The organism is Streptococcus infantis (assembly GCF_964243025.1).
Lineage (GTDB): Bacteria > Bacillota > Bacilli > Lactobacillales > Streptococcaceae > Streptococcus > Streptococcus infantis_N.
On the sequence record NZ_CAXTDJ010000003.1, the window covers coordinates 127536 to 146275 of the forward strand.

Annotated in this window: 16 protein-coding genes and 1 pseudogene; 2 read left to right on the forward strand and 15 right to left on the reverse strand. The window is 42.2% G+C overall.

Annotated features, from left to right (window positions below; genetic code table 11):
* Positions 1 to 41: 41 nt before the first annotated feature.
* From ACESNQ_RS04525 to rpsL, 14 genes and pseudogenes are all read right to left on the reverse strand, one after another.
* Positions 42 to 995, reverse strand: coding sequence for a hypothetical protein (locus ACESNQ_RS04525; protein WP_373075329.1), 954 nt, complete (start codon positions 993 to 995; stop codon positions 42 to 44).
* A gap of 6 nt (positions 996 to 1001) precedes the next feature.
* Positions 1002 to 1097 (reverse strand): annotated as a pseudogene (locus ACESNQ_RS04530) (beta-carotene 15,15'-monooxygenase); the annotation flags it as partial.
* A gap of 54 nt (positions 1098 to 1151) precedes the next feature.
* Entirely contained in the window at positions 1152 to 1805 is a 654-nt protein-coding gene (locus tag ACESNQ_RS04535) for a hypothetical protein (protein ID WP_373075331.1), read from the reverse strand.
* 131 nt (positions 1806 to 1936) lie between these two features.
* Positions 1937 to 2491 carry a hypothetical protein gene (locus ACESNQ_RS04540; RefSeq protein WP_373075574.1) on the reverse strand — a complete coding sequence of 185 codons (555 nt, stop codon included), beginning with the start codon at positions 2489 to 2491 and terminating at the stop codon, positions 1937 to 1939.
* Positions 2492 to 2565: 74 nt separating this feature from the next.
* Positions 2566 to 3129 carry a DUF6287 domain-containing protein gene (locus ACESNQ_RS04545; protein ID WP_373075333.1) on the reverse strand — a complete coding sequence of 188 codons (564 nt, stop codon included), beginning with the start codon at positions 3127 to 3129 and terminating at the stop codon, positions 2566 to 2568.
* A gap of 186 nt (positions 3130 to 3315) precedes the next feature.
* Positions 3316 to 4353 carry a tRNA preQ1(34) S-adenosylmethionine ribosyltransferase-isomerase QueA gene (gene queA / locus ACESNQ_RS04550; RefSeq protein ID WP_247913202.1) on the reverse strand — a complete coding sequence of 346 codons (1038 nt, stop codon included), beginning with the start codon at positions 4351 to 4353 and terminating at the stop codon, positions 3316 to 3318.
* A 28-nt stretch (positions 4354 to 4381) separates the two neighbouring features.
* On the reverse strand, positions 4382 to 5290 hold the full coding sequence (locus ACESNQ_RS04555) for a LysR family transcriptional regulator (RefSeq protein ID WP_004250738.1): 909 nt from the start codon (positions 5288 to 5290) through the stop codon (positions 4382 to 4384).
* 141 nt (positions 5291 to 5431) lie between these two features.
* Complete coding sequence (locus ACESNQ_RS04560) at positions 5432 to 5662, reverse strand: GlsB/YeaQ/YmgE family stress response membrane protein (protein ID WP_373075336.1); 231 nt, start codon at positions 5660 to 5662, stop codon at positions 5432 to 5434.
* A 9-nt stretch (positions 5663 to 5671) separates the two neighbouring features.
* Entirely contained in the window at positions 5672 to 6913 is a 1242-nt protein-coding gene (locus ACESNQ_RS04565) for an aminopeptidase (protein ID WP_214262694.1), read from the reverse strand.
* 22 nt (positions 6914 to 6935) lie between these two features.
* Positions 6936 to 7088 (reverse strand): hypothetical protein, encoded by a 153-nt coding sequence (locus ACESNQ_RS04570; RefSeq protein WP_373075338.1) that lies wholly within the window; start codon positions 7086 to 7088, stop codon positions 6936 to 6938.
* A gap of 22 nt (positions 7089 to 7110) precedes the next feature.
* Complete coding sequence (locus tag ACESNQ_RS04575; RefSeq protein WP_373075340.1) at positions 7111 to 11505, reverse strand: PolC-type DNA polymerase III; 4395 nt, start codon at positions 11503 to 11505, stop codon at positions 7111 to 7113.
* A gap of 113 nt (positions 11506 to 11618) precedes the next feature.
* Positions 11619 to 13700, reverse strand: coding sequence for an elongation factor G (fusA, locus tag ACESNQ_RS04580; RefSeq protein ID WP_070678707.1), 2082 nt, complete (start codon positions 13698 to 13700; stop codon positions 11619 to 11621).
* A gap of 286 nt (positions 13701 to 13986) precedes the next feature.
* Positions 13987 to 14457, reverse strand: coding sequence for a 30S ribosomal protein S7 (rpsG, locus tag ACESNQ_RS04585; RefSeq protein WP_004250722.1), 471 nt, complete (start codon positions 14455 to 14457; stop codon positions 13987 to 13989).
* Between the two features lie 19 nt (positions 14458 to 14476).
* Positions 14477 to 14890, reverse strand: a complete 414-nt coding sequence (gene rpsL / locus ACESNQ_RS04590) for a 30S ribosomal protein S12 (RefSeq protein ID WP_001142332.1) — start codon at positions 14888 to 14890, stop codon at positions 14477 to 14479.
* Positions 14891 to 15232: 342 nt separating this feature from the next.
* Here rpsL and ACESNQ_RS04595 point away from each other — a divergent pair, with 342 nt between their 5' ends.
* Complete coding sequence (locus ACESNQ_RS04595; protein WP_006155882.1) at positions 15233 to 15673, forward strand: LytTR family DNA-binding domain-containing protein; 441 nt, start codon at positions 15233 to 15235, stop codon at positions 15671 to 15673.
* The gene (locus ACESNQ_RS04600) at positions 15670 to 16128 is read left to right on the forward strand and encodes a DUF3021 domain-containing protein (RefSeq protein WP_006149353.1); all 459 of its coding nucleotides are present in this window, start codon (positions 15670 to 15672) and stop codon (positions 16126 to 16128) included. Before ACESNQ_RS04595 ends, ACESNQ_RS04600 begins: the two co-directional genes overlap by 4 nt.
* A 39-nt stretch (positions 16129 to 16167) precedes the next feature.
* Here the strand turns inward: ACESNQ_RS04600 and mutS are convergent, their stop codons facing one another.
* The gene (gene mutS / locus ACESNQ_RS04605; protein WP_006149352.1) at positions 16168 to 18702 is read right to left on the reverse strand and encodes a DNA mismatch repair protein MutS; all 2535 of its coding nucleotides are present in this window, start codon (positions 18700 to 18702) and stop codon (positions 16168 to 16170) included.
* Between the last annotated feature and the right edge of the window lie 38 nt (positions 18703 to 18740).

An 18740-nucleotide genomic window follows, 5' to 3' on the forward strand; every position in this document is an offset into this window, starting at 1 on the left:
TTCTAAATAGTCAAAGAAGGCTTTCTGCTTTTTCTTTCTCTCTATCTCTTCTTTTTAATCTGATAATAAATAAAACTAATAGTGGTATCCAAAAGAATTGAATAACCAAAAGTTCTTATTGTCCATATAAGCCAAATCGGGCTATTTTCAGCATCTATATTCAATAGTTTTAAAGACACTGCTAGAGTCAAAAATAAGACAACTTCTGTAGTCAAGCGGTGCTTTGCCTTTTTAAGGTCTATGGTTTTCAAAAAGGACTGACTCTTGGTTTCCTTAGGTACTTCTTCCCAATAGGTCTTATCCTTACTTCTTAGATAAAGTAGATAACCAACTTCGACGATTAATCTTGAAAAAGCTGAAATAAACACTATATTGCTCACAATCCCAAATGTTTGCAAATAATAACCGGATAAACTAGCCAATCCTCCGCTTAACAAAGTAACTCCTAGAATAATCCAAAGGGATGGTTTACTGTAAACACTTGAAAAGGCTATATAGTTAGCAGTTGTTCGTTTATCTGAAAATCCTTTTCTTAGTTGCTTTTTTAACCAACTGGCATTATAAACAATTAACCCCATGAATAAACCAATGGAACTTAACCAATAAATCAGCGAGTAGATCAGCGAATTTTTTAGAACCTCATTCGTTAAAATAGTGAGGATATAATCCATTAAAACCAATGAAAGATGAATCCCATTGATTAGTACAAAGAGCATCGCAGTACTAAAGAGTTGATGTTTATAGATGAATGTCTTGCTGAATGACATAATCTGACAGCCCAGCATGAGCAATAGAAGGAGACATAGAAAAAGAAAAGGGACATTCGAAAAGGGATCTACTGTGAACTGCTCCTTGATAAAAAAGTATACATGAGTCAGGTCGATACTCAATACAAACAAACCAGCCCAGGCCAAACTCAACATTCTAACAGAAGCTCTCGTGGAACCCAGCGCTTGAAAATATTCCTTATTTAATGCTTCTGACTGACGGTTCATATCCCACTACTCCTCTTCTAGTTGACTGCTTTTGATCAACTTCTTATAATAGCGTTTGCTGTACCATTCGCGGTCGCTAATCCCCAGATATTCTTTGTATTCCAGACGGCGTCTAAGAAAAAACATATTGACCTCTTTCTATTTCCTTTGTTATATTTACTTCTTAACTCGACTATTTCTGTACCGTTCAACTGCCTTCAGCCATCGAATCATATTATTTTGCCACAGCAATAGAACTGCGACAGCTAGCAAAATCCCCATCAGGCTAAAAGGAAATATCTCACTGCCGATTGGTGTTCCCATCATCTTTAAAACGAGCATGGAGAGGATAGAAATCGGACCAGCTAAGCCCATGACAGCCATAAAGACTGTGAAAAACCAAGCAAATAGCTTCTTGCCAAGGGTAACCTTCTTATCTGAAAAATTATTCCAAAAGAGATTGCTATCGACGGCTCTTCTGAAGTTTTCCTTGCTGATAGGTTGCGCTAAGGCAACATTTTTGTAGAGTGCTCGCTCCACGATCACCAATAGCAAAATGGTTTCCAGTAACCAAATTAGCAGAAAATAAATCAGAGTTCCATAGCTATAGACACCCGTAAAAAAGCGTGTTGCCGGAAAAAGCTGCATGATGCTACTGAATGCTAAAAGGCCACAAATCAACCAGACAATGTGTTTTCGATTTCCACGAGATGCCTCAGTATCTAAAAATTTACTTTTAGGAGCTGCTAGAGGATTTCGTGGCTCATCGACATGGACATAAATAGCCTGACCATCACTTTCCCCTATATAAATCACTTTCCTAAAAAACATACTTATCTTTCTCCTCTAACCAACTGTTTTTCTTAAAACTTCCCTGAAAAAGAGATTTTTTCTTCATTTACTCCTCCAATTTTATGACACAATTGATAGATTTTTTCCCAAAGAGAGATAAAGAATGAGAATTATAAACCTTGGGCAATATTTCCTAGTTGGTTCACTCGATCATGAATGGTTTCCACATTTAAATTTCCATGTTGGTATTCACAAAGAAATCCATTTTCGTAGAAAACTTGCTCTGAAAGCTGACCTTTTGGTGTATCTGGGCATTCAATCATGACAATATTAATGACACCACCTGTTCCTGTACCCTCGATTGCATTGCCTCTAAAATGATAAGTGAAAGCCCGGAATTGTTTCCCCTTGTAGTTACCAGAGATGACATAGGCAACTTTTCTCTCATGTCCACACCCAAAAGGATAATGGCTAAAATTGGCATATTTTTCTACATAGGGACTTTGGGTAGGGGTTATAGTAAGCGTACTAGACATCGTTCTGCTTGAGTAATCCCTATAGTTGTCTCTACCTTGAGCTTGGTCAAATTGATATCCGTGCGCAGTTGCAAAGGCTAGATATTCATTGTTATTTTTATTGGCGTGGCTAATAGCCCAATAAACAATCCCTGCTACAAAAACAAAGATTAGTAACATAAAGATGATAAAGAAAACAACAAAAGTCATACTCATTTTATACTCCTTTTTAAATTGGTTAGAAAGCAAGGACATTTCACCATCCTTACTTCTGATTGATGTTCTTAGTTACGGTAAAACTGGTTATCTTTGTCGCTTACAGATTGACCGATAGACAAGACATCTTGACTGCCATCTGTACCTGTCACTTCATTTTGGACTCCAGCTGGGGTAAAGATTAGTCGTGCCCCTTGTCCACCACCGACAAGATGAATACCTGTTGAGTAGTAGCCGTCTTTTTCCTCTACTTGCCCCATCTCGTATTTAAAGGTTCCATTTGAACTTTGGATCGTTACAATTCCATCTGCTGTGACTGTTGCAGTTGTTCCCGCGTAGTTTTCCCAAGTCCCTACAAACTTAGCGTAAGCCTCTTGTGATTTTTGCTTATATTCCTTTTGTTCTGCTTGAGTGGTTGTAGCTTCTGTCGCACTATTTGTTTCTGACTTCTGCTCCTCTTTTTGGCCTGCTTCAGTTTTACTTGCGGACTCTGTAGTCACCTTACTTGTTGTTTCCTTTTGGTTTGAAGATGACGTATTCTTGTCAGTCTTTCCACCACAGGCAACCAAGGTCAAGGCAGTCAACAAGGTCAGGACTGATAGGCTCGTATAGCGTAATGTTTTGTTTTTCATAAAAATCTCCTTTGAAATAGACTCAGATAAAAGTAGCTCGTCAGATTTTGCATATATTTGACGGCTGTATCATAGTCTTCAGTGTATCATTTATTTGCTTTTAATTCAACAGCTATCATATATCGAAAAAAGGCTAATCCAAGTAGGAATTAGCCCTTTTATTTCTAGTTTTGATTTGCTCGTTTTTTAGTAGATAAACATGGCATCGCCAAAGCTAAAGAAACGGTATTTTTCATCGATAGCATGTTGGTAGGCTTGGAGGACCAATCCACGGCCTGCAAAAGCTGAGACAAGCATGACCAAGGTAGACTTCGGCAAATGGAAATTAGTAGAAAAAGCATCCACCACCTTCCAGTCATAGCCCGGTTTGATAAAGATATTGGTCCAGCCAGAGTCGGCCTGGATTTGGCCGTCAAACTTGCTTCCGATAGTCTCTAGCGTACGGATAGAGGTTGTCCCCACAGCAATGACACGACCACCATTTTCCTTGACCTGACGCAAGGTCGCTGCAGCTTCCTCAGACAATTGATAAAACTCTGAGTGCATCTCGTGCTCATCCAGATTATCTACTGAAACAGGTCTAAAGGTCCCAAGTCCAACGTGCAAGGTCAGGTAGACTAGATGAACGCCTTTTTGCTGGATTTCTTCTAGTAATTCTTTGGTAAAATGTAGCCCTGCAGTTGGAGCAGCTGCTGATCCACTCTCCTTGGCATAGACTGTCTGGTAACGTTCACGGTCATCCAATTTTTCATGGATATAAGGAGGCAAAGGCATTTCTCCAAGACTTTCAAGTACTTCTAGGAAAATTCCTTCATACTCAAAACGGACAATACGGCCACCATGAGTTAATTCCTCAGTCACGACTGCGCTAAGTCGACCATCACCAAAGATAACACGGGTGCCGACCTTGAGACGTTTGGCAGGTTTAGCCAAGACTTCCCATTCGTCTCCTGCTGTATTTTTCAAAAGCAAGAGTTCAACATGGCCCCCTGTTTCTTCTTTTTGACCATGAAGTCGAGCTGGCAAGACACGGGTATCATTCATAACCAGGGCATCACCTGGCTCTAGCATTTCAATAATGGAGTGAAAGTGTCGATCTTGAAATTCTCCAGTCTGGCGATTGACCATCAAGAGTTTAGAGGCATCGCGCTTTTCCAGAGGAGTCTGAGCAATCAATTCCTCTGGCAAGTGAAAATCAAAATCATTTGTATTTAATGTCGTCATTCTTCTTTTCTCTTCTCATTTATTCAAATTACTTATCAAAGCGAACTTCTTCAAGTAGGTACTCGATGAAGCGTTCACCCATCTTAGACAAGCTAGTTTTCTCATGCTGGATATAAACCAGTTCAATGGGATCATCAATATCAAGTGGAATCGAAACGATATTGTCTCCATTGAGATTACTATTGAGGATACCAGTCGCGATGGTATAGCCGTCCAAACCAATCAAGAGATTGAACAAGGTCGCACGGTCACTAACCACGATGGATTTCTTGTGGTGTTCCTGAGACAAAATCTCCTCTGAGAAATAGAAGGAATTATGGGTACCTTGGTCATAACTTAAGTATGGAAAGTCTTCTAGGTCTGCCAACTGCACCTTGTCTCTTTTAGCAAGAGGGTTAGTCTTGCTGACAAAGATATGGGGTTGGGCTGTAAAGAGATGGTGGGCAACCAGATGGTTGTCATCCAACATCTTCGAAAGAACGTCCCGATTATAGCTATTTAAAAAGAGAACTCCCACTTCACTTCGGAAGTTCTTGACATCATCGATAATCTCCCAAGTTCTCGTCTCACGCAAAAAAAGCTCGTACTTTTCCATATCGCTTTTCTTAAGCAAGGAAACAAAAGCATTGACCACAAAGGCATAGTGCTGCGAAGACACACTAAAAAGCTCGCGATGAGCGATTGGGTTCTTATAGCGTTCTTCTAGAAGTTGCGTTTGCTCGACAACCTGACGGGCATAGGATAAAAACTCCATCCCATCACGTGTAAGGGTAATCCCCTTAGGATTTCGGATAAAAATCTCAATTCCCATCTCATTTTCTAAATCACGAACGGCATTTGATAGACTCGGTTGTGTAATGAAAAGTTGCTTGGCAGCCTCATTCATCGAACCAGTCTCTACGATTTTGATAATATAGTGTAATTGTTGAATTCTCATGTTTTTATTGTACCATACTTGAGGCAATATAAAAAGAACCAGTAACTGAAAGCCAAGCTAGTCGCATATCAGTCTTTTTGCAGCTCATAAAAAAGAGGTTGGAAGATTTCCAACCTCTTTTTCTGTTCTAGCAAGTTAAAACTAGCTGTCTCTTCTCCAAAAGATGGCTAATAAAATCATGGCTCCCAAAACTGATGGGATAATAGCCGTATCAGCTAAAATAGGGCCCCAAGTTCCAAAAAGCATTTGACCCAGGAAAGCACCAATCCAACCCAGGAACATTTTCCCGAAGCATCCCATCCGTTCTCCACGATTGGTGATAGCTCCTGCTAATAGTCCGATCAAAAGACCGACAAACATACTTCCAATCATAGTTTCTCCTTAAATTGCCCAATCTCCATTGCGGAAGAGTGGTACGCGTGTCCCATCCTCACGGATACCATCGATATCCATTTGGTTCGAACCAATCATAAAGTCAACGTGAACGTCTGAACGATTAAGTCCTGCAGCTTCCAGCTCTTCTTCGCTCATCTCAGCTCCACCAACAACGCTCGTTGCATAGGCTGCACCAATAGCCAAGTGGTTAGAAGCATTTTCATCGAAAAGGGTGTTAAAGAAGGTAATACCTGACTGTGAAATTGGGCTTGGATCTGGAACCAAGGCACATTCACCCAAGGCACGCGCACCAGCATTCTTAAAGACGAGGTCCTTCATAACCTGGTCACCCTTTTCAGCTGTGATATCAACGATTTGACCATTTTCAAAGGTCACTTTGATGCCTTCGATAATATTTCCATTGTAGCTAAGAGGTTTTGTAGACGTTACATAACCATCTGCGCGACGAAAATCAGGGGCTGTAAAGACCTCTTCTGTTGGCATATTTGGCAAGAAACCTTCGCCTTGAGCATTGATCGCTCCGGCAGATTCCCAAACGTGGTTCTTCGGCAAGCCAAGTGTCAAGTCTGTTCCAGGAGCAGTGTAGTGAAGAGCTGAGAATTGTTCTTTGTTGAGCATTTCCGCCTTGCTCTTGAGGATAGCAGCATGTTTTTCCCAAGCCTTAACTGGATCTTCTTCGTAGATACGGCAAGTCTTGAAGATTTGGTCCCAAAGGAGATCTACTGCTTCTTCGTCGCTTGCAGCATTTGGAAAGACCTTCTTAGCCCACTCAAGTCCAGCAGCTGCTGCTACAGTCCAGCTAACCTTGTTAGATTGAGTTGCAATACGCATTGGCTTCATAGCAATTCCCATAGCTTTAGCAGAAGCTGAGAGCTTTTCAGCATCCACTCCGTTCAAGGCACCTGGGTCAGAAGAACGGACACCGAGACGACTCGCTTTGTTTTCAAGAAGGTAGTTCATCTCAGCGATCTTGTATTCTGGTACATTGTCCAAACGCTCCATCGGCGCGTGAAGGAATTTCTCACGGTTTACAAAGTCATCTGCCCATTGAACGATAACTTCGTGAGCTCCAAGTGCATAGGCTTCTTTGACGATCAAGTGAGCCAACTCGCGTTGCTCCACATCGATAGAGAGAGCCAAGGTATGACCAGGTTGCACGTTCACTCCGTTTGCAACCAAAAGCTTAGCGTATTTTTCTAGATTTTCTTTAAAATTTGGTAAAACCATCTTGTTTCTCTTTTCTATTTGTTTATTTTTCATTCAAAGCAGAAAGTAGCCCTGCTAAAGAAATGGCGCCAGACAAAAGCACTGTCGATAGAAGAATTGTCTGATCAGCAAGTTCCAATTGGTACTCAAAGACTTTTTCAGCTGGCTTGTCTTCCGCAAAAATTCTTAGTTTCATCAAATGTCCTCCGTTCTACCTCTTAAAACAAATCATCAAACAAACTCAACTGGTTATCCTCTGGCATATTGCCGAGAATTCCCATTTCATCCATCTTTTCAACCAAGGTTGATGAGAGTCCTCCACGCTTGCGCAATTCAGTTTTAGAGAGAAATTCTCCCTCTTGACGGGCACGAACCAGTTGCTTGGCAACGTTCTCTCCTAGTCCATCCATAGCGACAAACGGTGGGATGAGAGTATCTCCATCGATGATGAATTCAGTCGCATCACTGCGATATAGGTCCAATTTACCGAACTTAAAGCCACGTTCCCACATCTCATTGACGATTTCAAGTGTTGTGTAGAGGTCAATTTCTACGTTGGAAGCTTCATTGTTCTTACGCTTTTCAGCAATATCTTGCATCTTGCGTTTGATTGCATCCAATCCTGCCCCCATAGTTTTGATATCAAAGGCCTTAGCACGGATTGAGAAGTAAGCACAGTAATAATAAATCGGATGGTGAACCTTGAAGTAGGCTACACGAAGGGCCATCATAACGTAGGCTGCCGCATGGGCTTTAGGGAACATGTACTTGATTTTTCCACAAGATTCGATATACCACTCAGGCACATTATTGGCCTTCATGGCTTCGATATAACCATTGCGCTCTTCTTCTGATATTTTGAGCCACAATCCCTTACGCACTCGCTCCATGATGGTAAAGGCCATCTTTGGATCTAGGCCAGCGTGCATGAGGTAAACCATGATGTCATCCCGACATCCGATAACGGTTGATAGGTCCGCAATTCCAGTCTTAATCAAATCCTGGGCATTTCCCAACCATACGTCGGTACCGTGAGACAGCCCAGAAAGTTGAAGCAACTCCGCAAAGGTCGTCGGATGCGTCTCGTCTACCATCCCACGTACAAAGTTGGTTCCAAACTCTGGAATCCCCAGCATCCCCGTCGGTGTACCGATTTGCTCAGGAGTCACCCCAAGAACATCAGTTCCTGAAAAGAGGGCCATCACGCCTTCATCATCCATAGGAATTTCATTAGGATCAATCCCAGACAAGTCCTGCAATTTCCGAATCATGGTCGGATCATCATGCCCCAGCACATCAAGTTTGAGGACGTTCTCATCGATATCGTGGAAGTTAAAGTGAGTTGTCTGCCATTCAGCCGTCACGTCATCCGCTGGATACTGAACAGGCGTAAAGTCGTAGACATCCATGTAGTTCGGAATAACAACGATTCCCCCCGGATGTTGTCCTGTTGTCCGCTTGACACCAGCTGCACCTTGAGCGAGGCGCTCCACCTCTGCATCACGATAAAACTTCCCGTAATCACGCTCATAGCCCTTTACAAAGCCATAGGCAGTCTTGGCAGCCACCGTACCAACCGTTCCTGCACGGAAGGCATATTCTTCACCAAAGATATCGCGCACATCCAAGTGGGCGCTAGGCTGGTCCTCACCTGAGAAGTTCAAATCGATATCAGGTACCTTATCTCCATCAAAACCAAGGAAGGTCTCAAACGGAATATCCTGCCCATTTTTGCTGAGTTTTTGGCCACAGTTTGGACAATCCTTATTGGGCATATCAAAACCTGAACCGTAAGAACCATCCGTAATAAACTCGCTGTACTGACACTGACCACAGACATAGTGAGGAGAGAGAGGATTAACCTCCGTGATCCCGATCATAGTCGCAACAAAACTGGACCCAACAGACCCACGAGAACCAACCAAGTAACCTCGTTCATTGGAACGTTGCACCAACATTTGGGAAGCCAGATAAATCACAGCAAATCCATTCCCCAGTATGGATGTTAATTCTTTTTCAATCCGCAAATCAACAATATCTGGTAGCGGATTTCCATAAATCTCAAAAGCTTTCTTATAGGTTAATTCGGCAACTGTTTCTTCAGCCTTGTCAATGAAAGGCGTGTACAAATCGCCCTTTACAACCTCCACAGGCTCAAAGATTTCTGCCAGAGCATTGGTATTTTCAATGACAATCTTGCGAGCCAAGTCTTCCCCTAGAAAGGCAAATTCATCCAACATTTCATTGGTTGTTCTAAAATGTGCCTTTGGTAGCGGAGCTGGTTGGGCAGCTTCTCCATGGCCAATAGTTCGGTTAATCATGGCACCCTGACCTAGACTTCGCACGATGATCTCGCGATAAATCTCATCCTCAGGTTCGATATAGTGGACGTTTCCTGTCGCAAGAACGGGCTTACCGAGACGGTCTCCGACCTCTATCAAACTCTTGATAATAGTGTGGAGCTCCTCCATATCCTTGACCTGCTCTTTGGCAATCAGAGGTGCATAGATAGCCGGAGGCATGACCTCGATAAAATCATAGTATTTAGCTACTTCGACTGCCGCATCTACACCTTGTGATACGACTGCATCAAAGACTTCCCCTTCCGTACAGGCTGAACCTAAGATCAAACCTTCTCGATGAGCATCCAGCACCGTACGTGGAATCCGTGGAACTCCTTCAAAATACTGGGTATTTGAGAGAGACACCAGCTTAAAGATATTTTTTAAGCCCACTTGATTTTTCACATAGATGGTCGCATGCTTGACTCGAGCTTTTTTATAAGAGTCTGGACTGATTAAATCAAGGTTTAATCGTGCTAAGTCCGTCACACCGTGTTTTTCTGCTACTTCTTTGATAAAGATAAAGAGCAGACGGCCAGTTGCTTCCGCATCATAGTTGGCCATATGGTGGTGTTCTAGAGCTACACCAAAACGTTTGGTCAAGGGTCCCAAACCATGGCGTTTGTACTCTGGATAGAGATTTCTAGCGAACTCTAGTGTATCGATGACAGGTTGAGTAATTTTTGGAAGACCGTGACGCTCATAGTTGGCATTCATAAAACCAACGTCAAAGCTTGCATTATGGGCTACAAGAACGGTATCTTTACAGAATTCTTGGAATTCTTTCAGAACTTGAACCAAGGGTTTAGCATTTTTCACATGGTCATCGGTAATCCCTGTCAATTCGGTTGTAAAGGCTGATAAGGGGTGCCCAGGATTGATAAATTCATCAAACTCAGCGATGATATTACCCTTATACATCTTGGAAGCGGCCACCTGAATCAAATCATTATAGATAGCTGATAGACCAGTCGTTTCCACGTCAAAGACTACATAGGTAGCTTCAGAAAGATCCATCTCCACTTCGTTATAGACGATAGGAACACGATCCTCAACGATATTTGCTTCCATTCCATAAATGAGCTGGATGCCCGCTTTCTTGGCTGCCTTATAGCCATGAGGGAAGGATTGAACATTTCCGTGGTCTGTGATTGCTACCGCTTTGTGGCCCCATTTTGCTGCTGTTCCAACGATTTCCTCGACCTCAGGAAGAGCATCCATGGTCGACATGTTGGTATGGGCATGAAACTCAACGCGACGCTCACCTTCTGGCATCAAGTCCTTACGCTCATAGTGAACAACTGCCTGCACATCTTGCACATTCATGGTCAAATCTCGTGTGAAATTATTGACCTCGACATTTCCACGAACACGGAGCCATGAATTTTTCTTGATGATATCAAACTTCTGAGCTTCCTCTTCATTTTTGACCCATTTTTGCATAGAGAAACTAGACGTATAGTCAGTCATCTTGAAATTAATCAAGACACGACCTGTTCTAGTCACCTTATGCTCCACATCAAATACAACCCCTTCAAAAACTAATCGATTTTCTTCGGTATTGACCTCAATCATTGGAGTAATCTCTGCCTTGTCAAGTTTAGGCTTAGCAGCTGCCTTCTTGGCTTGGAAATCAAAGACAGGTTTATCCTCAACTGGAGGAGGCGGTGCCATCTGTTCTAACTGTTCCATAGCTCGAAGGGTCTCATCATTGGCAGCCTGAACAATCATTTGATTTTCAGAATGGAAAGCTTCCTGCTCTTCCTTTGTCAAATCTTCATTTTTCTCTAAATGGCATGTAAACTTAGGAAAACCAAAGAGTTCAAGTTGTTTGCTAAGATTTGGCAAATGGTTTTTTCTGAAATGCTCTGTATCTGCTGCTTCAGAGGCCTCAATAATCAACTGATCATTTTCAAATCGAACCTGAAAATCCTGATACATGGTTCGAAAGCCTTGACTAGAACAAGGGCCAGCTGAAAAAGCCTCCCGATAGTAGGCCTGTAAAAGCTCTCTTGAAAAATCTTGATCTTTCGTTTTAATCTCGAAAGTCGCTTGATTTCCTGTTTTTGAAAATTCTTCTTTCAATCCCTTCTTCAATGCTAAAAAGAGTTCAAAGGGCAGAATATTCTCAAAGACAAAACGAAACTCCCAAATGTTACTTTGTTTGTGTACAATAACTTGTTCAATTTCAGCCTGGGAGAAGGCCTCATGATTTCTTATCTCAGCGGGAATTCCCAACTGATTCATTAAAATTTCAAAAGTGGTTGACATCCATTTTCCTCACAATATACTCCTTCTATTTTACCATATTTGAGGCAATTTTAGCTATTTCTACCAAACAGAAAAAGAAGCCACAAAGTGACTTCTTTTAAAGTGACAGTGAATTATTCTTCACCTTTGTTTTTCTTAATGATTTCTTCTTGTACTGACTTAGGTACATCTTCGTAGTGGTCGAATACCATCATGAATGTACCACGTCCTTGTGATGCAGAACGAAGAACTGTTGCGTAACCAAACATTTCAGCAAGTGGAACGTAAGCACGAACGATTTGGCTGTTACCGTGTGCTTCCATACCATCTACACGTCCACGACGAGCAGTTACGTGACCCATAACATCACCAAGGTTTTCTTCTGGAACAGTGATTGTTACAAGCATCATTGGCTCAAGGATAGCTGGTTGTGCAGTCTTAGCAGCTTCTTTAAGTGCAAGAGATGCAGCGATCTTGAAGGCAGTTTCAGATGAGTCGACATCGTGGTATGAACCATCGTAAAGCTTAGCTTTAACGTCAACCATTGGGTAACCAGCAAGAACACCGTTAGCCATAGATTCTACCAAACCTTTTTCAACTGCTGGGATAAATTCACGAGGAACCACACCACCAACGATTGCGTTTTCGAATTCGAATCCTTTACCTTCTTCGTTTGGAGTAAATTCAATCCATACATCACCGAATTGACCTTTACCACCAGACTGACGTTTGAAGAATCCACGTGCTTGAGTAGAAGCGCGGAATGTTTCACGGTAAGATACTTGAGGAGCACCTACGTTCGCTTCAACTTTGAACTCACGACGCATACGGTCAACAAGGACGTCAAGGTGAAGCTCACCCATACCAGAGATAACTGTTTCACCAGTTTCAACGTTAGTTTCAACGCGGAATGTTGGATCTTCTTCAGCCAATTTTTGAAGGGCGATACCCATCTTGTCTTGGTCTGCTTTAGATTTTGGTTCAACCATCAATTGGATAACTGGTTCTGGAACGTTGATTGACTCAAGGATGATTTTAGCTTTTTCATCTGTCAATGAGTCCCCAGTTGTAGTGTCTTTCAAACCAACAGCAGCAGCGATATCACCTGAGTAAACAGTGTCGATTTCTTGACGGCTGTTAGCGTGCATTTGAAGGATACGTCCGATACGTTCACGTTTACCTTTAGAAGTATTCAATACGTAAGAACCTGATTGAAGAACACCTGAGTAAACACGGAAGAATGTCAAACGACCTACGAATGGGTCAGTCATGATCTTGAAGGCAAGAGCTGCAAATGGCTCTTCATCAGATGCTGGACGAGTTTCTTCTTCTTCAGTATCTGGATTGATACCTTTGATCGCAGGAATATCAAGCGGGCTTGGAAGGTAGTCGATAACCGCATCAAGCATCAATTGAACACCCTTGTTCTTGAAGGCAGAACCACAAAGTACTGGGTAGAATTCAACGTTGATAGTCGCTTTACGGATACCAGCTTTCAATTCTTCGTTAGTGATTTCTTCACCTTCGAGGTATTTCATCATCAATTCTTCGTCAGTTTCAGCAACTGCTTCGATCAATTTTTCACGGTATTCTTGAGCTTGGTCAAGGTATTCAGCTGGAATATCTTCTTCAAGGATATCTGTACCAAGGTCGTTAGTATAGATTTCAGCTTTCATCTTGATCAAGTCGATGATTCCACGGAAGTCATCTTCAGCACCGATTGGCAATTGAATTGGGTGTGCGTTTGCTTGAAGACGATCGTGAAGTGTGCTTACTGAGTAAAGGAAGTCAGCACCGATTTTGTCCATTTTGTTGGCAAATACGATACGTGGAACTCCGTACTCAGTTGCTTGACGCCAAACTGTTTCAGTTTGAGGCTCAACACCTGATTGTGAGTCAAGAACTGTAACCGCACCGTCCAATACACGAAGAGAACGTTGTACTTCGATTGTGAAGTCCACGTGTCCTGGTGTGTCGATGATGTTTACGCGGTGGTTGTTCCATTGAGCTGTTGTCGCAGCAGATGTGATAGTGATACCACGTTCTTGCTCTTGCTCCATCCAGTCCATTTGAGACGCACCTTCGTGAGTTTCACCGATTTTGTGGATTTTACCAGTGTAGTAAAGAATACGCTCAGTTGTAGTTGTTTTACCAGCATCGACGTGGGCCATGATACCGATATTACGAGTTTTTTCAAGTGAAAATTCGCGTGCCATGAGGTTTGTTTCTCCTATATTTTTTATTTCTATTCTATTATAACACGATTTCAATAAAAACGGATAGGCAGGACCCACCCGTTCTCAATGTTTATCTTGTTTAGTTGGTTTCAACTTGTGAGATGGGAAGTTGAATTGTACTCGGGCTAAAGTTAGTTAGCCGATTTGAGATCAATTGAACCCGGGCTAAAAGCTCGGAAAATAGATAAGCTTTCCTAGAATCGCTGATTCTTCGTCAAGCTTCCTAATTTTCAGTCGCTTTTTTAACGCCCTCAGTATCTTATTCTTACCAACGGAAGTGTGCGAAGGCACGGTTAGCTTCAGCCATACGGTGAGTGTCTTCACGTTTCTTAACTGCTGCACCAGTGTTGTTAGCAGCATCCAAGATTTCTTTTGCAAGACGGTCTTGCATTGTGTGTTCACCACGAAGGCGAGCGATTGTTACCAACCAACGAAGTCCAAGTGTTGTACGACGTTCTGGACGAACTTCAACTGGGACTTGGTAGTTAGATCCACCAACACGACGTGCACGTACTTCAAGTACAGGCATGATGTTTTCCATAGCTGTTTCAAATACTTCAAGTGCATCGTTACCAGTAGCTTCTTTGATTTGCTCAAAAGCACCGTAAACGATTGAAGCAGCTGTACCACGTTTACCATCAAGCATAACGCGGTTGATAAGACGAGTAACTAATTGTGAATTGTAAAGCGGATCTGGCAATACTTCACGTTTTGGAGCTCTATTTTTACGACTCATTTCTCTTTATCCCCTTTCCTTATGCTTTTGGACGTTTAGTACCGTATTTAGAACGGCCTTGTTTACGATCGTTAACACCTGCAGTATCAAGTGCACCACGGACGATATGGTAACGTACCCCTGGAAGGTCTTTTACACGTCCACCACGAAGAAGCACCACGCTGTGCTCTTGCAAGTTGTGTCCGATACCTGGGATGTAAGCAGTAACTTCGATAAGGTTGCTCAAACGTACACGAGCAAATTTACGAAGGGCAGAGTTAGGTTTTTTAGGTGTCATAGTTCCAACACGAGTTGCTACACCACGTTTTTGTGGTGAAGAAACGTTTGTTTGAACTTTTTTATGACTGTTGTAACCAACGTTCAAAGCTGGTGATTTAGATTTTTCTACTTTTGATTTACGCGGTTTGCGAACCAATTGGTTAATTGTAGGCATCTACATTCTCCTGTGTTTTTTTATTTTTGGTGATGATACACTTGGTGACAGCTATCATCTGTGTGTACTTTTGCAACATTTGTCAGCACGTCCCTGTACACTCTTGAGAGACCAAAAGTAAAAAGTACCGTCTAACATTGTACCACGTTTTTTCTATTTTTGTCAATATATTTCTTCTTATTTTTTGACTTCTTTGCTCTAAAATCTCTTTGAAAACGGTCACCTACCAGATAGACTCTTCAACCGACCACATAGACAGACCTTCTTGTATTTGTCGACAAAATGGTGTTTAATAGATTTGTAAGCAAGAGATCTCTATTACAACTTTATAAAGGAGAAATTATGAAACTCAGACTTGATATTGATCAACAATACACCGAAGAGCAAATCATCATAGAAGCACCTGCCTTGTCTTCAAAAATTCAAAAGGTTCAGGACTTTGTACAATCCCTGGATCAAAAAGAAACCATCAAAGGAAAATTTCAAGACCAGGTCTACTTGATTCAGATTAGCAAGATTCAGCGTGTATACATTGAAAATCGTAAGGTTCTGGCCGAAACGGATAGCCAAACCTATGCACTTGACATTCGTCTTTACCAAGCAATTGAAATTTTACCTGCTTCCTTTATCCAAATTTCCCAATCGGAAATTGTCAACATTGATGCAATTAGTCATCTAAAACTAACCTCTAACGGCTTGATTGAAATCTATTTAAAAAACGAAAGTTTCACCTACTCATCTCGCCGTTACCTCAAAACTATTAAGGAGAAATTAGAACTATGAAAAAACAAGTATTTCACGATGCCACAACTGGTATCCTCATCGGCCTCATCCTATCTATTATCTTTTCTTTTATCCACTCACCAAGTAACTACGCACCTCTCAGCCCCAACTCTTTAATTGGGCAATTCACGACCCAACATCAGGTGCATGGATCACTCGTCTTACTTTACTGTCTGCTTATCTGGTCAGCTATTGGAGTACTCTTTAGTTTTGGTAGCCGTCTATTCGCTCAAGATTGGAGTCTTCTTCGTGCGACTGTCACTCACTTCTTCCTCATGCTACTAGGCTTTGTACCTTTAGCAATCCTAGCAGGCTGGTTCCCTCTTCACTGGACTTTCATCCTTCAACTCATCCCAGAGTTTGCCATCGTCTACCTCATCATCTGGACGATTCTCTACAAAAGAGAATCAAAGAAGGTTGCCCACATCAACCAACTATTAGCTCAGAAAAAATAAGACCTAAAAACCCACTCACAAAACGGAGTGGGTTTTTGCTTATAATTTTTGTTTTAGCTCTAATAAGAGATTCATGGCTTGCATCGGTGTCATATTGTACACATCTACTTGGGCCAACTCTGCTAGGATAGGATTTTCTTCTTTTTCATCAAAGAGAGACATTTGCTCATTGACAACATTCCTTTGATTGATAGAAATTGGATTTTCCTGGCCTTGGCTCTCTAGTTGAGTTAGAATCGCATCCGCTCTTTTTAGCAAGTCTGCTGGCAATCCTGCAATCTTAGCAACGTGAATACCGTACGATTTGTCTGCTGGACCTGGTTCAATCTTATGAAGGAAAGTGACCTGACCATTTTGCTCAAGCGTAGCCACGTGTACATTTACTAGATGTTCAAGACTAGCTTCCAGACTGGTTAATTCATGGTAGTGCGTGGCAAAGAGAGTCTTGGCACCAATATGCTCATGGATATACTCGATAATAGACTGGGCTAGAGCCATACCATCATAAGTTGCGGTTCCTCGACCAAGCTCATCAAAAAGAATCAATGAATCCTTTGTCGCATGACTAATGGCATTATTAGCTTCCATCATCTCTACCATAAAGGTGGACTGACCTGAAACCAAGTCATCTGCCGCTCCGATACGTGTAAAAATCGCATCAAAAATTGGCAGTTGAGCACTTTCTGCAGGGACATAAGAACCCATCTGAGCCATAACCGCTGTAATGGCTAGTTGACGCATGTAGGTTGACTTCCCACTCATGTTCGGACCTGTAATTAGTTGAATGCTAGTATCTTCATCCATCTGGATACTATTGGGAATATAGGTCTGAGCTCCCATGACCTTTTCAACAACTGCGTGACGACCATTCTGGATATCAATCCGCGACTCTTGCCCAAACTCTGGACGAATCAGGTGTTGATTTTCTGCTACCACTGCTAAGCCTTGTAAGACATCGACAGTAGCGATTCCTTGAGCTAGGGCTTGCAGGCGTTGGATATACTTCCCAACCTCCTCACGGATCCGCATAAAGATTTCGTACTCTAAGTTTGCTGATTTCTCACGCGCCTCTAACATTTCTCCCTCGATACGCGCCAATTCCTCTGTCCCAAATCGCTCAGAGTTTTTCAGCGTAGCCTTACGGAAAAAGTGGGCTGGTACGTTACCTAGCTGCGAGTTGGTTACATGGAAATAGTAGCCGTCTTTTTTATTGTAGTCAATCTTGAGAGTATTGATGCCAGAGTTTTCTCTTTCCTTGGCTTCAATCTCAGCAATCCAGCTGGTCCCTTCTCTCAGCACACGACGGTATTTATCCAAGGTCTCATCAAAGCCCGTTCGGATAATACCACCTTCGGTAATCACGTGGGGGGCCTCTGGGGCAATGGCTGCACTAATGAGATTTTCCAACTCTGGGATAGCATCTAGTTGTTCAATCAGATAAGCTAGAGCTGGTTGCTCCATTCCTTCTAAAATGGCGCGAATTCGTGGAACACTTCCCAAGGTAGTCGCTAATTGCAAGAGATCTTTAGGATTACTTTTCCCAAAAGATACTCGGCTAGCCAGACGTTCGATATCGTAGACTCCCTTAAGGCTTTCCGTTAAGTCACTGCGCTCAAAGAAATAATCCAGAAAGACTTGCACAACCTCCTGACGTTCTATGATACGATCTAAATCAATTAAGGGGCGTTGAATCCAGGAACGTAAGAGACGCATACCCATTGCAGTTTTAGTCTCATCTAGCAACCAGAAAAGACTGCCTTGTTTCTTACCTGAGCGAGCATTTTCAACCAAATCAAGACTAGCCTTGGTCGCAAAATCCATCTGCAAGAAATCTTTGATTTCATAACGAATAACAGGTTTTAAGTGATTCAACTCTCTCATCTGCGTCCGATGGACATACTGAAGAAGTTTCCCACTAGCTGCTCCTTCAACAGTTGCCAATCTTGAATCCAACAGATGAACATCTTCATATGTTTCTTGTTCATAGGAAAGCACTAGATTCATTTGACGACTGAGAATCTGTTCTTCCGCTTCAGACAAGTCGTAACCAATCACCACTTCTCTGGCCTTTAGGTTACGGATTTCACCACAGACTAGAGAGAAATCTGATAATCCCGTTACATAGAAATCACCTGTCACCAGGTCCATATAGGCTAGTCCATACTGGGAACCTTCACGATCAATAGCCACTAAAAAGTTATTGTGACTATCTGGCTTACTACTATCAACCACTGTTCCTGGTGTAATGACCTGAACAACCTCGCGCTTAACGACACCAACAGCTTGCTTAGGGTCTTCCATCTGTTCAGCGATGGCAACCTTGTAGCCACGTTCAACTAGAACATCAATATACTGTTGGGCAGAATGATAAGGAACTCCAGCCATGGGAATCGGATTTTCAGCATTTTTATTGCGACTGGTTAGTGAGATTTCTAGTATCTGTGCAGCATTGACTGCATCTTCATAAAACAACTCATAAAAATCACCCATACGAAAAAGCAAAAAAGCATCTGGATATTGTTTTTTGATATCCACATACTGTTGCATACCCGGTGATAATTTTTCAGTAGTCATTTACTCTCTCCTTGTAAAAACAGTCCTGAGAGAAGCTC

What these genes read in the sequence shown, in the direction of transcription:
- ACESNQ_RS04525 (WP_373075329.1), bottom strand. Translation starts at nt 995, where the DNA reads ATGAACCGTCAGTCAGAAGCATTAAATAAGGAATATTTTCAAGCGCTG.
- ACESNQ_RS04535 (WP_373075331.1), bottom strand. Translation starts at nt 1,805, where the DNA reads ATGTTTTTTAGGAAAGTGATTTATATAGGGGAAAGTGATGGTCAGGCT.
- ACESNQ_RS04540 (WP_373075574.1), bottom strand. Translation starts at nt 2,491, where the DNA reads ATGACTTTTGTTGTTTTCTTTATCATCTTTATGTTACTAATCTTTGTT.
- ACESNQ_RS04545 (WP_373075333.1), bottom strand. Translation starts at nt 3,129, where the DNA reads ATGAAAAACAAAACATTACGCTATACGAGCCTATCAGTCCTGACCTTG.
- queA (WP_247913202.1), bottom strand. Translation starts at nt 4,353, where the DNA reads ATGACGACATTAAATACAAATGATTTTGATTTTCACTTGCCAGAGGAA.
- ACESNQ_RS04555 (WP_004250738.1), bottom strand. Translation starts at nt 5,290, where the DNA reads ATGAGAATTCAACAATTACACTATATTATCAAAATCGTAGAGACTGGT.
- ACESNQ_RS04560 (WP_373075336.1), bottom strand. Translation starts at nt 5,662, where the DNA reads ATGATTGGAAGTATGTTTGTCGGTCTTTTGATCGGACTATTAGCAGGA.
- ACESNQ_RS04565 (WP_214262694.1), bottom strand. Translation starts at nt 6,913, where the DNA reads ATGGTTTTACCAAATTTTAAAGAAAATCTAGAAAAATACGCTAAGCTT.
- ACESNQ_RS04570 (WP_373075338.1), bottom strand. Translation starts at nt 7,088, where the DNA reads ATGAAACTAAGAATTTTTGCGGAAGACAAGCCAGCTGAAAAAGTCTTT.
- ACESNQ_RS04575 (WP_373075340.1), bottom strand. Translation starts at nt 11,505, where the DNA reads ATGTCAACCACTTTTGAAATTTTAATGAATCAGTTGGGAATTCCCGCT.
- fusA (WP_070678707.1), bottom strand. Translation starts at nt 13,700, where the DNA reads ATGGCACGCGAATTTTCACTTGAAAAAACTCGTAATATCGGTATCATG.
- rpsG (WP_004250722.1), bottom strand. Translation starts at nt 14,457, where the DNA reads ATGAGTCGTAAAAATAGAGCTCCAAAACGTGAAGTATTGCCAGATCCG.
- rpsL (WP_001142332.1), bottom strand. Translation starts at nt 14,890, where the DNA reads ATGCCTACAATTAACCAATTGGTTCGCAAACCGCGTAAATCAAAAGTA.
- ACESNQ_RS04595 (WP_006155882.1), top strand. Translation starts at nt 15,233, where the DNA reads ATGAAACTCAGACTTGATATTGATCAACAATACACCGAAGAGCAAATC.
- ACESNQ_RS04600 (WP_006149353.1), top strand. Translation starts at nt 15,670, where the DNA reads ATGAAAAAACAAGTATTTCACGATGCCACAACTGGTATCCTCATCGGC.
- mutS (WP_006149352.1), bottom strand. Translation starts at nt 18,702, where the DNA reads ATGACTACTGAAAAATTATCACCGGGTATGCAACAGTATGTGGATATC.